The organism is Hyphomicrobium sp. (genome assembly GCF_003987855.1).
Lineage (GTDB): Bacteria > Pseudomonadota > Alphaproteobacteria > Rhizobiales > Hyphomicrobiaceae > Hyphomicrobium_B.
Window position 1 is genome coordinate 408,347 of the sequence record NZ_RXIZ01000015.1, and the last position, 13,785, is coordinate 422,131.

General features: G+C 59.7%; 15 protein-coding genes. 10 read left to right on the forward strand and 5 right to left on the reverse strand.

What is annotated here, in order from left to right; all coding sequences use genetic code 11:
- Positions 1-63: 63 nt before the first annotated feature.
- Positions 64-417, forward strand: coding sequence for a hypothetical protein (locus EKK30_RS14855; protein ID WP_290986273.1), 354 nt, complete (start codon positions 64-66; stop codon positions 415-417).
- Positions 418-480: 63 nt separating this feature from the next.
- Here EKK30_RS14855 and EKK30_RS14860 read toward each other — a convergent pair whose 3' ends face one another.
- Complete coding sequence (locus EKK30_RS14860) at positions 481-1,371, reverse strand: DUF937 domain-containing protein (protein ID WP_290986275.1); 891 nt, start codon at positions 1,369-1,371, stop codon at positions 481-483.
- Between the two features lie 265 nt (positions 1,372-1,636).
- Between EKK30_RS14860 and EKK30_RS14865 the strand changes: the two genes are divergently transcribed.
- On the forward strand, positions 1,637-2,086 hold the full coding sequence (locus EKK30_RS14865) for a VrrB protein (protein WP_290986276.1): 450 nt from the start codon (positions 1,637-1,639) through the stop codon (positions 2,084-2,086).
- 259 nt (positions 2,087-2,345) lie between these two features.
- Positions 2,346-4,505, forward strand: coding sequence for a sodium-translocating pyrophosphatase (locus tag EKK30_RS14870; RefSeq protein ID WP_290986277.1), 2,160 nt, complete (start codon positions 2,346-2,348; stop codon positions 4,503-4,505).
- 90 nt (positions 4,506-4,595) lie between these two features.
- On the opposite strand, the gene EKK30_RS14875 is transcribed toward EKK30_RS14870, so the two are convergent.
- Together EKK30_RS14875 and bamE are read right to left on the reverse strand one after the other, a co-directional pair.
- Complete coding sequence (locus tag EKK30_RS14875; RefSeq protein ID WP_290986278.1) at positions 4,596-4,850, reverse strand: hypothetical protein; 255 nt, start codon at positions 4,848-4,850, stop codon at positions 4,596-4,598.
- Positions 4,851-5,010: 160 nt separating this feature from the next.
- Positions 5,011-5,487: an outer membrane protein assembly factor BamE gene (gene bamE, locus EKK30_RS14880; RefSeq protein WP_290986279.1), complete on the reverse strand. Its 477-nt coding sequence runs from the start codon at positions 5,485-5,487 to the stop codon at positions 5,011-5,013.
- 149 nt (positions 5,488-5,636) lie between these two features.
- Here bamE and EKK30_RS14885 point away from each other — a divergent pair, with 149 nt between their 5' ends.
- The 7 genes from EKK30_RS14885 to EKK30_RS14915 all read left to right on the forward strand — a co-directional run bounded on the left by EKK30_RS14885 (position 5,637) and on the right by EKK30_RS14915 (position 10,792).
- Positions 5,637-6,194: a ubiquinol-cytochrome C chaperone family protein gene (locus EKK30_RS14885; RefSeq protein ID WP_290986281.1), complete on the forward strand. Its 558-nt coding sequence runs from the start codon at positions 5,637-5,639 to the stop codon at positions 6,192-6,194.
- Entirely contained in the window at positions 6,191-6,706 is a 516-nt protein-coding gene (locus EKK30_RS14890; protein WP_290986282.1) for a DUF177 domain-containing protein, read from the forward strand. The genes EKK30_RS14885 and EKK30_RS14890 overlap by 4 nt, the downstream gene beginning before the upstream one ends.
- Positions 6,707-6,952: 246 nt before the next feature.
- Complete coding sequence (gene plsX, locus EKK30_RS14895) at positions 6,953-8,038, forward strand: phosphate acyltransferase PlsX (RefSeq protein ID WP_290986283.1); 1,086 nt, start codon at positions 6,953-6,955, stop codon at positions 8,036-8,038.
- A 2-nt stretch (positions 8,039-8,040) separates the two neighbouring features.
- Positions 8,041-9,018, forward strand: coding sequence for a beta-ketoacyl-ACP synthase III (locus EKK30_RS14900; RefSeq protein ID WP_290986285.1), 978 nt, complete (start codon positions 8,041-8,043; stop codon positions 9,016-9,018).
- A gap of 126 nt (positions 9,019-9,144) precedes the next feature.
- A complete protein-coding gene (locus EKK30_RS14905) occupies positions 9,145-9,450 on the forward strand; it encodes an integration host factor subunit alpha (RefSeq protein ID WP_290986286.1) in 306 nt (101 codons plus the stop codon).
- A gap of 72 nt (positions 9,451-9,522) precedes the next feature.
- Positions 9,523-10,044, forward strand: coding sequence for a MerR family transcriptional regulator (locus EKK30_RS14910; RefSeq protein WP_290986288.1), 522 nt, complete (start codon positions 9,523-9,525; stop codon positions 10,042-10,044).
- Positions 10,028-10,792 carry a phosphopantetheinyl transferase gene (locus EKK30_RS14915; protein WP_290986290.1) on the forward strand — a complete coding sequence of 255 codons (765 nt, stop codon included), beginning with the start codon at positions 10,028-10,030 and terminating at the stop codon, positions 10,790-10,792. Before EKK30_RS14910 ends, EKK30_RS14915 begins: the two co-directional genes overlap by 17 nt.
- Positions 10,793-10,848: 56 nt before the next feature.
- Here EKK30_RS14915 and EKK30_RS14920 read toward each other — a convergent pair whose 3' ends face one another.
- Both EKK30_RS14920 and EKK30_RS14925 read right to left on the reverse strand, forming a co-directional pair.
- Complete coding sequence (locus EKK30_RS14920; protein WP_290986291.1) at positions 10,849-12,126, reverse strand: hypothetical protein; 1,278 nt, start codon at positions 12,124-12,126, stop codon at positions 10,849-10,851.
- Entirely contained in the window at positions 12,119-13,492 is a 1,374-nt protein-coding gene (locus tag EKK30_RS14925; RefSeq protein ID WP_290986292.1) for an amino acid permease, read from the reverse strand. The genes EKK30_RS14920 and EKK30_RS14925 overlap by 8 nt, the downstream gene beginning before the upstream one ends.
- Between the last annotated feature and the right edge of the window lie 293 nt (positions 13,493-13,785).

Sequence of the window (13,785 nt, forward strand, 5' to 3'; positions counted from 1 at the left end):
CACTGAATCTGCGAAATAGCCGGACGGGGAACTGACCCTTTGGTTGGCTTCGGAGAGGGAAAAATGAATCGCTTCGATTGGATGAAGCCGGCGCTTGTCGCGGCTGCACTGTTTTCCTGTGCTGCCCCCGCGCTTGCGGATGAGACGGGCGTTGCCGCGATCCACGCGCAGCAACGCGAGCGCGGAAACAAGGTCTGCTTCGACGATCACTATCACTACGGTTCGAGCAACGGTCAGGCCTCGAAGAAGGCAGCGCTCGCATCCGCGATCAAGTCGTGGTCCGACTTCACTGATTTCGAATACGGTTCGGACTGGGCCCACTGGAGCCTAGCATCGAGCAAGTCAGTGAGCTGCTCGGGCGCCGGTGGCAGCTGGGGTTGCGATCTCAACGCCCGGCCGTGCCGCAAGGGCCGATAAGTAATCGCGCTTCCTATTCGTAAAGGGCTGTCGAAAGACGGCCCTTTTTTCATTGTGCACGTATCAGCGGCCGCCGAACACGCCTCCGAGAACACGGCGCAAGAGCGACACGATCCAGCGCACCAGGAACAGCCTGATCATCGTGCCGATCACACCGCTGTTGGATCCGAGTAGGTTTCCGAGGATCGAGCGGATGATGTTTTCCAGCGAGCCCCCATCTGGGCCCGGCACGCGTTCACCGCCACGGCGGACAATGTCCGGCAGCCGGCTGTATGGATTGTCGTCCTGATCTGGCTCAGGCGACGGATAGCGATTGCGCCGCCCTAGGCCGGGTATGTTGTCGCCAGGAATCGGCAGGGGGCTACCGCCGTCGCTTGGACCGCCGGGGCGCTGAGGAGGCGAGTACGTCGACGGTTCGTCTGGAGCGCTATCGTTTCTCGATCCAGCTGGTGGGAAAATGTCCCCCGGCATAGGCAGCGGGCTTCCGCCGGCGCCTGCAAATCCGGGAATGCTGCTCGCTACTTTTGCGATCGCCGGGCCAGACTGGCGCTGCAACTCTCCGATAAGCAAGTTGGCGACGACCGGTAGCATTTTTTGGACCGTATCGACGTCTAGCCCAGTCTGAGACGCCGTTCGCGCGGCTATTCCGCGACTCAGGTGTTTGCTGCCGATCAGGACATCGAGGATTTGATCGCCGTCAGCCGAGACGGTAGGCGATGTGAGAACCGTTGGATCCGCAAGCGCTTGTTGAGCGCCAGGAGACGTGACAAGCGAAACGACGTCCGCGACGCCCCCTCGGGAGAGCATCGCGCGCTGAATTCGCACGCTCAACTCGTCCGCTAACGACGCGACGGCCGCTTGGGTCTGCGTTGCGTCTGTACCAAACGCCTTCGCGATCTGCGTGACCAGTTCACGCCCTTTTGCACTGCGCAAACTGTCTTGGATTGTGACCATCGGATTTGCTCGTCCATCGTTTTCGCCGCTTAACTAACACGGCTCCTGACTGGAGACAGCAGCTTATGCTTGGCGCGAGAGTAGCGAGACAGGACTGCTATTCATCGCCGGTTCACGACGCCAGGACTTAAGTCGCAAAAGGCGGGGACGAGACTTCAAGGTGCATGCAGCTCGTGCCACGGTGTTGGTGACACGAGGTTGAAACTCAGCCGGACGTGTCCGGCCAACAAGCGTGCGAGGGCGAGCGCCCTCGGTGGAGAGACCAATGCGAAAGCTCGTAATGTGTTTGTCCGTTCTCGCCGGACTTCTTTTCGCGGGAACACTCCCGGCATCTGCAAACGCGGCCGCAGGATTGACTGCGGTGAAAGTCGACAACTCCTCCAATGTCGTATCCAAAGCCTACTACCGTCACGGCCGCTGGGGCTACGGCGGTTGGCGGCGGCACGGCTGGCACCGCGGTTGGGGTTGGCGCCGTCGCTGGTGGGGTCCTAGCTTCTACTACGGCGGCTGGGGCTGGCCTTATTACTACGGATACGGCTATTACCCTCGGTATTACTATGGCGGCTATTACGGCGGTCCGTATTATTATGGGCATCGTCGCTGGTACGGCCGAGGCTGGGGCTATCGCCGCTGGGGCCACCGAGCCTACTGGGGTGGCCACCGGGGATGGGGCTATCGTGGCGGCTGGCGTCACGGCGGTCACTGGCGCCGCTAACGCATCCGCCGATACGTAATTCAATTAGATGAACGGCCCGAGCGATTATCCGCCCCGGCCGTCTCTTTTCGCTTTGGACGGCGTGTCGCGCGAGTTGCAACACTGCGACACTTTTGGCATGGTCCGCCCGCACTTAAGCCGGAACGGCAGAAGTCGAGAAAAGCCGGGGTGATAGCTGTTACCGCAGCACCAGTACGCACCGGTAATGCAGGTCCGATCCAAACGGACTCGATAGGAAGCGTGCCAAAAGGGACCACATATGACCAACATTCTTTGGGGGATTATCGCCTGCGGGGCGCTTGCTATCCTCTATGCGTTCATTACTGCGAACGCAGTCCTCAGTGCCGACCAAGGCACCGCCCGCATGCAGGAGATTGCGGCGGCGGTCCGTGAAGGCGCGCAGGCCTACCTGAGCAGGCAATATCGCACCATTGCCATCGTGGGCGCGGTGATCTTCGTCATCGCTTGGCTGCTGCTTGGACCGCTTCAGGCGATAGGCTTCCTGATCGGCGCGGTCCTCTCTGGGCTCGCAGGCTTCATTGGCATGAACGTATCCGTCAGGGCGAACGTGCGGACCGCGCAGGCGGCCACCGTTTCGCTGGCCAAGGGCCTCGACATCGCATTCAAGGCCGGTGCCATCACCGGCCTTCTCGTCGCTGGCTTGGCGCTGCTCGGCGTCGCTGTCTACTACACGGTTCTGACGGTCGGCCTCGGCAAGGACCCTGGCGGACGCGAGGTGGTCGACGCACTCGTTTCGCTCGGCTTTGGAGCGTCGCTGATTTCGATCTTCGCTCGTCTCGGCGGCGGCATCTTCACCAAAGGCGCTGACGTCGGCGGCGATCTCGTCGGCAAAGTTGAAGCTGGCATTCCAGAAGACGATCCGCGCAATCCGGCGACGATCGCTGATAACGTCGGCGACAACGTCGGCGACTGCGCAGGCATGGCGGCGGACCTCTTTGAAACGTACGCGGTCACGGTCGTCGCCACCATGGTGCTTGCTGCGATCTTCTTCGCCGGCCAGCCCAACCTGGCCGCGATCATCCTCTATCCGCTCGCAATTTGCGCTGCTTGCATCGTTACGTCGATCATCGGCACGTACTTCGTGAAGCTCGGCACCAACGGCTCGATCATGGGCGCTCTTTATCGCGGCGTCATTGCATCGGCCGTACTGTCGGTCGTCGGGCTCTACGGCGCGACCCAATACGTTCTTGGCGGCTTTGGTGAAGTCGGCACGGCGGCGGGTCAGACGATCACCGGCATGAACCTGTTCTTGTGCGGTATCGTCGGCCTAGTGCTAACGGGGCTCATCGTCTGGATTACCGAGTATTACACCGGCATCGGCTATCGCCCTGTACGTTCGATCAGCCAGGCGTCGGTCACCGGTCACGGTACCAACGTGATCCAGGGCCTCGCCGTATCTCTCGAAGCCTGTGCATTGCCGACGATTGCCATCGTCGCTGCCATCATCGCCACGTATCAGCTTGGCGGTCTCTTTGGCACCGCGATCGCAACGACGACGATGCTTGGTCTCGCCGGCATGATCGTGGCGCTCGACGCCTTCGGGCCTGTTACGGATAATGCTGGCGGCATCGCGGAAATGGCAGGCCTGCCGAAAGAAGTCCGCCGTTCCACCGACGCCCTCGATGCGGTCGGCAACACCACCAAGGCCGTGACCAAGGGCTATGCCATCGGCTCGGCCGGGCTCGGTGCGCTAGTGCTTTTTGCCGCCTACAACTATGACCTTCATCATTTCATCGATGAGGCGAATAAGGCGGGCGCCACCGGCTACCAATTCTTCAAGGGCGTGCAAGTCAACTTCGGCCTTGAGAACCCCTATGTCGTGGCCGGCCTCCTTCTCGGCGGCCTGATCCCCTATCTCTTCGGGGGTCTGGCGATGACGGCCGTGGGCCGCGCAGGCGGCGCTATCGTTGAAGAGGTGCGCCGTCAGTTCAAGGCCAAGCCGGGCATCATGAAGGGCACGGAAAAGCCCGACTATGCCGCTGCGGTGGATCTGCTGACGCGCGCAGCGATCAAGGAAATGATCGTGCCGTCGCTGCTTCCGGTGCTCTCGCCTATCGCACTGTTCTTCGTCGTCAACGCCATCGCTGGCAAAGGCGCCGCGTTCTCGGCCGTCGGCGCCATGCTGCTCGGCGTGATCGTCACCGGCATCTTTGTCGCCATCTCGATGACCTCGGGCGGCGGCGCCTGGGACAACGCGAAGAAGAGCTTCGAAGATGGTTTTGTCGACAAGGACGGCGTGCGGCACATGAAGGGATCGGAGGCCCATAAGGCTTCCGTCACCGGTGATACGGTCGGCGATCCCTATAAGGACACTGCAGGGCCCGCCGTGAACCCCGCGATCAAGATCACGAACATCGTGGCGCTGCTGCTTCTCGCTGTTCTCGCCCACATGTCCTGATCAGAACACAAATAAGAAAAAGGCTCCGCAAGTTGCGGAGCCTTTTTTTATTCTGCCGGGCGCGACGGTTATAGTTCGTCAGCCGCCCATTTAGCCAACCAGCTTCGGATCTTCGCTATCGTGCACGTGGCCGATGGCGGCCAGCAGCCTCTTGTCCAATAGCTCGGGCTTCAATAGCACCTTCTGCGAGTGCACGTCCTTCACCGCCGAAAGCGGAATGACGAACTCACCTGCGTTCTCGACGTAGAGCACGAGTGATGTCGGCGTGACGTCGCGGATGGCGCCGATGCCGTCTTTGCCGTCGGCGAGAAAAGCCATGAAGCCTTCTTCGATTTTCTGGGTCATTGAATACCTGGGCATCTGTTGAAGCGGGGGGAACTATCGGCCGAACGTGTGCCAACCGAAAATTGTTCAACTGCAGCATCGAGAATAGGCGGCTGCGGCGTGAACTTTCTATAGCAGTAGCAGACGAAGAGAACGAGCTTCGCTCTGGTCTGGCGAACGATTAACCGTTTCCAAAGAGCTGTTGCTTGCCGAGGTTGCGGAACAAGGCTTTGAGGACACCTTCATCCTTGCCGCCCGGTGCAGGCGTCGTGCGGCTGATGAAGTCGAATACCTTGCCGTCTTTCAGGCCATAATTGGCGATGCTGTCGACCGTACCGCCTTGATTGAAGTAGACGGCGACCACTTGCCGATCCTGCTCGCTCGGCAGGAAAAACGCCTTTTGCGTGTCCGTGCTCGAGATATAATAATATGCGCGCCCGTCGCCGATGACGGCCGTGGTTGCGGGCGTCCCGAGCGCGGTCCGCACTTGATCTTGGCTCATTCCCGGTTGGATGGCCTGAAGGTCCGTCTCTCGGAACTGCTGGCCATGCTTCGTGATCGTTGCTGCGCCACATCCCGCCAGAACGGCAGTACACGCGACTGCGCTGAGCATCACAGCGGTCGCCCGAAACCGGAGATTGATCCCGTTCTTTTTCATTCGAACTTTCATTTCGCGGGAATCGCCTCGCCTTTCCGTCACGGTTGTTTAGATTGTGAGCGGAACGCCAGCAACTGCGCGCCCCCGTGGCCGCAAGGCATGATCCCCAGACATTTGTTGGTTTCGCGCCGCAAACCCAGGACCCCGAGATGTTGCAATGGCTGAGAAAGCGGGCGGAAGCCGGCCGCAGAGCAGAAGAGCTTTATGGCAGCGTCGTGGCCATGGCGCGGCAGCCCGCTTTTTACAGTGTTCTAGGCGTTCCGGACACACCGGTCGGCCGCTTCGAACTGATCGTTCTTCACCTCTATCTTGCCCTTGAAGCGCTTCACGGACCGAATGCGGACGACATCAGACAGCGTGCGATCGAAACGTTCGTAACCGACATGGACGACTGCATGCGCGAAATGGGCGTTGGTGATCTTTCTGTGCCCAAGAAGGTTAAGCGCGCAGCGGCGGCCTTTTACGAGCGGGCGACCATCTATCAGCGCGATCTCGCAACCGATAAATCCATTCTTGCCTCGAGCCTGGGACAATACATCTTAGGCAGTGGCGAAGCCCACAAGGATGCTGCCCGCATCTTGGCTCTCTATGTAAAAGATGCGTCGGCCGCTCTGACGGAAAAGGATTTTGTCGCGTGGGCGCAAAGCGAAACGGGGCGGACGCTCTTAGGTAATTGCCTTTCGAACTCTAGGATGACGGTGACGTGACGAACGTTTTGGATTGGACGGAAAAAACGACGGAAATACCAGCTGGGGGCCTCAGTCGGACGCGCACCGCGACAAACGACGAGACGAAGGCGGTTGCCCAAACGCTGAACATCTTGAATGTTTCGGCGCTTTCGGTTCAATACCGCATCGTTTCCATTTCCGGCGCTGCGTATCGCCTTTCCGGGTCGCTCAATGCGGACGTTGAACAGGCGTGCGTCGTGTCGCTCGAGCCTGTTGCCGGGAAAGTCGATGCCGCGTTCGACGTCGAGTTCTGGCCCGACCTTTCAAATGAGGAAAGCGACGAAGAAGCGGGAGTACTCGATGGCTCGGACGTCGAACCTCTCGAGCATGGGACCATCCCCGTGGGACGCATCGCATTCGAGACACTCTCGGCGTCCCTTGACCCCTACCCGCGACGTGAGGGAGCCGAATTCACGTGGCAGGACAAGGCTGATGAAACGGCGGCGCCCAATCCGTTCGCGGCATTGGCCAAGCTCAAGGACCAGAGCTGAATTCCGCCCTGTCCCGGCCGACCACCTGTTTATAGCCTCGAGTTTCTTTCTTTCGGCCGCCGTATGGGGATGAAAAGCCAAGCTAAAGTAATGGGGTGTGAGTGGTTCTGTCACGAGGCGCGATTTCGCCTTGTGGGCGGGCTCCAAAAGGCTATGGTCTCGCCGAATTTTCGGGGACAGACAGGGCCGTAACCCGAGTCGGCGCGCGTCAGGCGCCAAAACACGGATTCGCGGCAATCGACAAGAATGGCAAGCCCAAAGACGATTGCACTCGACGCAATGGGCGGCGATCACGGCCCCGAGGTCGTGATCCCAGGGGCAGCTCTATCACTTGAGCGCCAACCCGCGTTGAACTTCATCATGTACGGTCAGCAGGCGCGCATCGATGCGGCGCTGGCGCAGCATCCGGCCTTGCGCGCAAAGAGCCGTGTCGTCCACACCGACCTCGTCATTGCAATGGAAGAGAAACCGAGCCAGGCGCTCCGCCGCGGTAAGGGCTCGAGCATGTGGCTTCCGCTCGAAGCGGTCAAATCGGGTGAAGCCGATGCCGCGGTTTCAGCTGGCAACACTGGCGCCCTGATGGCGATCGCAAAGCTCGTCTTGCGTCCGATGGCCGGCATCGAGCGCCCGGCCATCGCCGCTCTCTGGCCGACGATCAACTCGGAATGCATCGTTCTTGATGTCGGCGCAAACATTGGCGCCACCGCCAGTCAGCTTGCTGACTTCTCTCTCATGGGCGCGGCAATGGCGCGGGCCGTGTTTCACATTGAAAAGCCATCAGTCGGCCTCTTGAACGTCGGCACCGAAGAAATGAAGGGCAACGAGGACGTAAAGGCGGCGCACGCGCTCCTGAAGTCGATCGATGTCTTGCCTCTCGAGTACAAGGGGTTCGTCGAGGGTGACCAGATCGGTCAGGGTGCCGTAGACGTCGTCGTGGTCGAGGGCTTTGCCGGCAATATCGCTCTCAAAACCGCCGAGGGTACGGCAAAGCAGATCAGCAGCTATCTTCGCGCGGCCATGACCAGCTCTTTCATGAGCAAAGTCGGGGCTTTGCTGGCGCAGGGCGGGTTCCGGGTGCTTAAGGAGAAAATGGACCCCCGCCGCGTCAACGGCGGCACATTCCTGGGCCTCAATGGAATTGCGGTGAAGAGCCACGGAGGCACCGACGCCTTTGGATTTGCGAGCGCCGTCGATCTTGCCTACGAAATGGCCGATTCCGGCTTGATTGCGCGCCTGACGGCCGATATCGACGGCTTCCATCATAGGCTTTCGGCCAACGCTGGCGGCGGTACCGGCCGCGACGCAACCGGAAGCTTGCTCGGAAAGGCATAGATTTGGCAGTTCTCCGCTCTGTTATTCGCGGCGTCGGCGCGCATCTTCCCAAGCGCATAGTGACGAACGATGATCTCGCAAAAATCGTAGACACGAGCGACGCTTGGATCCGCGAACGCTCCGGCATTGTTCGGCGCCATATCTCCGATGAGAAGGAACTGACGTCGGAGCTTGGCGCCGCCGCAGCCAAGCAGGCCTTGATCCGTGCCGGTATCGATCCCGTCGACATCGACCTGATCGTTTGCGCCACCTCGACTCCCGATCGTACGTTTCCCGCGACCGCGGTCAGAATCCAGTCGATGCTGGGGGTGACCAAGGGCGCCGCCTTTGATCTTCAAGCGGTATGCTCCGGCTTCGTTTTTGCGCTTGCGACGGCGGATAATTTCCTCAAAGCCGGCCAGTCGAAACGGGCGCTTGTCATCGGCGCCGAGACGTTTTCGCGGATTCTCGACTGGTCCGATCGCTCGACGTGCGTTCTGTTCGGGGACGGAGCGGGTGCGGTCGTGCTCGAGGCTCAGCCCCAACGCGGAGGTCGCGAGGATCGCGGCATCATCTCGACCCTCATCAGATCGGACGGGCGCTTCGAAGACCTGCTTTACGTCGACGGCGGCCCCGGGTCGACGAAGACGGTCGGGCACCTGCGGATGAATGGCCGGGAAGTTTTCCGGCACGCAGTGCAGAAAATTTCCGGGGTCATCGAAGAGACCCTCGTCGAAACGGGTTACACGCCTGAAGAGATTGATCTTTTCATTCCACATCAGGCCAACAAGCGCATTCTCGACGGTATCGCCAAAAAGCTTGGCGTTGCGCCTGAAAAGATCGTCATGACCCTCGACAAGCACGGCAACACGTCGGCCGCATCCATCCCCCTCGCGCTCAATGACGCGTTTGAGGCCCACAGGGTGAAAGAAGGCAGTTTGATCCTCATGGAAGCCATGGGCGGCGGCTTCACTTGGGGCGCCGTATTGGCCCGATGGTAACCAATTTGGTGCACTGCAGCGTAGAAAATCGTTCTTTTTCAGTCAGTTGGTAGCCCGTCCCGTTGACCCCGCGACCAACCGCCGCTACCATCCCCGGTCGGAATGTAGCTCGGCCGGGAGGTGAAGATGGTGGGCAAGACATTGACGCGAGCTGATCTTGCGGAAGCCGTCGTGGAGAAAGTCGGGTTGCCGCGCAACGAGAGCCAGGATCTGGTCGAACGCGTGCTGGACGAGATCTCCGGGAGCTTGGCTGGCGGAGACGCAGTAAAACTCTCCTCCTTTGGTTCTTTCGGCATTCGCCAGAAAGGTCAGCGGATCGGCCGTAACCCCAAGACCGGGGAAGAAGTGCCGATCACGCCGCGCCGCGTGCTGGTCTTCCGGCCGTCCAACATCATGAAGGACAGGATCAACAAAGGTCACACAAAGCGCTGATGTAGCCTGTTGCAAAGTGCGGGAAACTAAGCGTTCAATTCGCTTGGTTTCATGAGCACGAGGGGGCAAGCCATGAACAAGTCGGCGGAAGCATTTCGTACGATCGGTGAAGTGGCGGACGAGCTTCAGATCCCGAAACACGTGCTCCGTTTCTGGGAGGGACGTTTTCCCCAGATCCGGCCAATGAAGCGTGGCGGCGGACGGCGTTATTATCGCCCAGAGGATATGGAACTCCTGCGCGGTATCCGTACGCTGCTCCATGCGGAGGGCTATACCATCCGCGGCGTGCAAAAGATCTTGCGCGAGCATGGCGTCGACCAGGTTAAAGCCGCTGCCCATCGATCCGCTCCAGCCCAGGCAGCGCCCGCTGCCACCCCTGCCGCCCGCAAAAGAGGCCGGAAACCTCTCGCAAAAGCACCGGTCGCCGCAGAGTTGGAAGTTGCAACGCTTAAGGAGCCGGCGGCGCTCGCCAAGACGGGACTTAAAACCGCGATCCGGGAATTAGAAATAGCTGCTGCTATACTCCGCGGTCAGCCCATCAATCCCGCCGTCGGTACCGACGATCTCAAGAAACCTCGTGCCAGCCGCACCTGATTCACAGGCCGACCCCAGCCGCCCGAGCGTCGACAGACGGACGATGGCGCTCGAAATCGTCATGGTCGATCTTGTTGCCGCTCACGCCGCACTCGCCGCGGAGGAGCAAAATCGCCCCCGCCTCTCGGAGGAAGATGAGCGGCGCGCGGTCACTATTTCAGATGAACATCAACGGCAGAATTGGCGCGCATCCCGCATCGCTCTCCGTGTGGTGTTGGAAAGGGTTGGCGGCCAAAGTCTAAGACGCGTGCCAATTCGCGCAGAAGAGGGCGGCCGCCCGGTGCTCGCAGAAGGCGGGCCCCAGTTCAGCATTTCCCACACTGAGGGCTTTGCCCTTATCGCGGTCGCCGATAGCGTGGTGGGCGTCGACCTCGAAGCCGTAACGCGCAAGCTGAAGATGTCGGCCGACCGGCGGCAGCGGATCGTGAGCGCCGCCGCCAGATTTCACGACGCGCCCCGGCTTTCTGCGAGTATAGACGCGGACGTTCTCACGGCTTGGGTCCGGCTAGAAGCAGTCGCAAAAGCCCGCGGATCTGGCATCGGACGGCTTCTGACGGAGCATGGGGTCGTCGGTGGATCGCCAAGTCCGGTCCCCGTCTTCTCAAATGCAGAATTCGACCTCAGAAGTCTGGACGTCGGCCCCGCCCACGTCGCTGCGATTGCCGCGCGCGAGCTTCCCGAGCGCCCAGAGGTTATCCAGTTCCCAACCAAGAACATTGAGGCGTTCTTGGGCGCCAAAAACATTTAAGGCCGCCCAACGGTCAAATGGGCGGCCTAGATTATGACGCAAGATGAGCGACGAACTCAAGGCGCGTAGCCGAATAGCTTTGGCCAGTAATTGCTTACGGTCTCCTGCTTGCGGCGATGGTATTTATTGCGCGCCTTCGTCGGATGGTCTGCCGCGGCGACGACCTTAGCTTTGCCGGCGTCTCCCGAGGCACTAGCTTTGATAACGGGAGGCGGCATCTCGAAGGCCGTTGCCGTATCGTCCTTTACCGCGCGCAGAATATTCGACTCGTTGGGCTTCCAGCGGTAGCCAAGGCTGAAGTCGATCGGCGTTGCACGTCCCTTGCCGAATACTTCATTGAGCTTCGACTGATACTGCCCGGCGAAAAGGCCGATCGGACCGACATAACGGCCGTAGGGATGAAGCTGCCACCCCTGAGCAAAGAAGCGGACTGGAATGCCCGAGTCGTCTTCCAACAGCGATGCGCTGTGCTTCAGCAGGTAATCCCGAACAGTCGAGAAGTTGTCCTGATGCATGAGATAGGACGCGCTCTTGACGAAGCTGTCGCCTTTTCCGAGCGTATCGCAGAAGGTCAAGAAGCCGCTGTTCTTGATGCCGCCATCGGACAAATCGGTGCTGAAGTAATAAAGCGTCTTCTTTTTTCCAACGGCGGCGTCGCCGAAGGTGATCTTCACGCCCTTGCCCGTCGGATTGGCAATCTGCTCCTCAACAGGGTGCAGCGTTCCATCGCTCTGCAGATCAAACAGCTCGGCGTCGTAAATTGTCTTTCCCGACCGCGCGAGGAAAGTCATGAGCACGGGCAACGTTCCGTTGAGCTTCGCCCGGCTAAAATCGACGCGCATGAATTTCGTCTGGAAGAAGCTGTAGCTCAGAACCGAACTCAGCGAGGAGCGAAGATCGCGCAGTGCTCCTGCCGTTTCTCCGCGCGAAAGCTTCCGAAGATCCGGAATCTGGCCCGGAGGCTCAAGGCCCGCCATCACGTACGTCGTTGCCGACGGGAAGAAAGCGTCCGCGTAAAGAAAGTCGGGTCCGCTGAAGAAATAGAATAGCACCGGCTGGGGATTGGTGAAATCCTTCGAGACGAGCGCGTTGATTTTGGTGAGCTGGCGCCTCTCCAAACCACTCCAAGCATCGTCGAAGCTCTGGGCGTATTGCTTCCAATAGGCATCACCTGTGGCCGCGCTGAGAGGCGAACCGGCTGACGGCTGCATGCCTGCAATGAAGCGCGCTGTATCGTTAAGGCTCGCTCGCGGCTCAGCTTGAACGGAAAGAGGCGCGATGAATGCGGCGAGCGCCGCGAAGGCGATCGCCGATGTGACGCGGAATCTAGCCATGTTGGGTCCTATTGAGGTCCTTGCCATCTATCGGGCGCCGTTGCGAATAGGCATAAACGGCCAAACCCGTCAGCATGATGGCGAGACCAGCTAATGACTGAAGCGGACGCTCTACAATGAGGTGGTACATCATGAACGCGGTCACGCCGAGGAAGACAAATGGCGTGAGAGGATAACCCCAGGTACGATAGGGGCGGGGCAGGTTGGGTTCTTTCCAGCGCAATACGATGACGCCAAGGACAGCCAGGAATGAGCAGAGCGTCAGGCTGAATTGAATCGTATCAAGTACCGCTTCAAAGCTTTGCGTCGTCAGCAGCAAGCTGACGATGATGAGCTGGAGCAGGATGGCGGCAGTGGGCACGCCATTCTTGTTGGTGACCGAGAGCGCGCGAAAGACAGCGTGGTCTTTACCCATCGCCATTGTCACGCGCGGGCCGATCCAAGCCATAGCGCTGATCGACGAAACGAGCCCGATGCAAATCAGTGCGCCAACAATCGTGCCACCGACTTCGCCGAAGATATGCTTGCCGGCAACCATGGCAACGTCGAGCTGACCTGCCATCGCCGAGATCGGCGTGGTGTATAGAAACACGGCATTGAGCGCGACGTAGCAGCTGATCACGATCAGCGTGGCGGCGATGATAGAACGAGGCAGACTGACAGCAGGTTCGCGGATTTCGCCGGCGATATAGGTCGCCGCGTTCCAGCCCGAATAGGCGTACATCACGAACACGAGACTGACGGCGAACGGAGCGCTCGCGATATAGCTCATATCGACAGACGTTGGCACGAACGACACGGGCTCCGGCACGCCGTAGGCAATACCTGCGATGATCAGCGCGAGGATCAACGCCCCTTTGATCAGCGTAGAGATGTTTTGAAATTTGCTCGAGTGCTTGATGCCGCTGAGATGAATGGCTGTCACGCACCAGACGACCACGAGGCCCAGCAGAAGAGGCGATGCGCCGGGAACGACGCCTTTGAAGTACTCCCCGAACGCCATCGCTGCGAGCGCGATAGGGGCGGAAAATCCCAGCGTCGCCGATATCCAACCAGCCAAAAATCCGACGGCAGGATGATAGATGCGAGACAGAAAGTTATATTCGCCACCCGAGCGCGGAAAGGCCGCTGCCAATTCGGCATAGGCCAAGGCGCCGCAAAGCGCGGCGATACCACCGACGATCCACAGCATCAACACGGTGAAAGGCGAGGGGATGCTCGCGACCTGAAAGCCGAGGCTCGTGAACACACCAATGCCTATCATGTCCGCGACCGCAAGCGCGGTCGCTGTCATGGTCGATACGGTGCGGACGTCTAATCCGGGATTTACGGACGACGTAGCGCTGATGCTAGCTGCAGTTGTCATGAGATCGCTGAACCGTGACCAACTCGCGAACACTATTGACTCGGGTGGATTCCAACAACTGCCAGCCGGACATGTTAAAATCGCGTTGCCAAAATGCATCTAACCGATGCGCGCTAAACACTTTTTGTGCAGACGACTCTATGTGCCAAATCGTCTGCAGGCTCCGTGAGGAGTGATTGCCTCACGAATTGAACAATTTTGAGCCTTATCATGCATACTTTCGTTCAGAATATGCGGCACTGCGCCTATTCTATCCTGAGGGTAAACGCGATTCTCATGGCCACCGTTCTGAA

What these genes read in the sequence shown, in the direction of transcription:
- EKK30_RS14865 (WP_290986276.1), top strand. Translation starts at nt 1,637, where the DNA reads ATGCGAAAGCTCGTAATGTGTTTGTCCGTTCTCGCCGGACTTCTTTTC.
- EKK30_RS14870 (WP_290986277.1), top strand. Translation starts at nt 2,346, where the DNA reads ATGACCAACATTCTTTGGGGGATTATCGCCTGCGGGGCGCTTGCTATC.
- EKK30_RS14860 (WP_290986275.1), bottom strand. Translation starts at nt 1,371, where the DNA reads ATGGTCACAATCCAAGACAGTTTGCGCAGTGCAAAAGGGCGTGAACTG.
- EKK30_RS14910 (WP_290986288.1), top strand. Translation starts at nt 9,523, where the DNA reads ATGAACAAGTCGGCGGAAGCATTTCGTACGATCGGTGAAGTGGCGGAC.
- EKK30_RS14875 (WP_290986278.1), bottom strand. Translation starts at nt 4,850, where the DNA reads ATGACCCAGAAAATCGAAGAAGGCTTCATGGCTTTTCTCGCCGACGGC.
- EKK30_RS14905 (WP_290986286.1), top strand. Translation starts at nt 9,145, where the DNA reads ATGGTGGGCAAGACATTGACGCGAGCTGATCTTGCGGAAGCCGTCGTG.
- EKK30_RS14855 (WP_290986273.1), top strand. Translation starts at nt 64, where the DNA reads ATGAATCGCTTCGATTGGATGAAGCCGGCGCTTGTCGCGGCTGCACTG.
- EKK30_RS14925 (WP_290986292.1), bottom strand. Translation starts at nt 13,492, where the DNA reads ATGACAACTGCAGCTAGCATCAGCGCTACGTCGTCCGTAAATCCCGGA.
- EKK30_RS14885 (WP_290986281.1), top strand. Translation starts at nt 5,637, where the DNA reads ATGTTGCAATGGCTGAGAAAGCGGGCGGAAGCCGGCCGCAGAGCAGAA.
- bamE (WP_290986279.1), bottom strand. Translation starts at nt 5,487, where the DNA reads ATGAAAAAGAACGGGATCAATCTCCGGTTTCGGGCGACCGCTGTGATG.
- plsX (WP_290986283.1), top strand. Translation starts at nt 6,953, where the DNA reads ATGGCAAGCCCAAAGACGATTGCACTCGACGCAATGGGCGGCGATCAC.
- EKK30_RS14920 (WP_290986291.1), bottom strand. Translation starts at nt 12,126, where the DNA reads ATGGCTAGATTCCGCGTCACATCGGCGATCGCCTTCGCGGCGCTCGCC.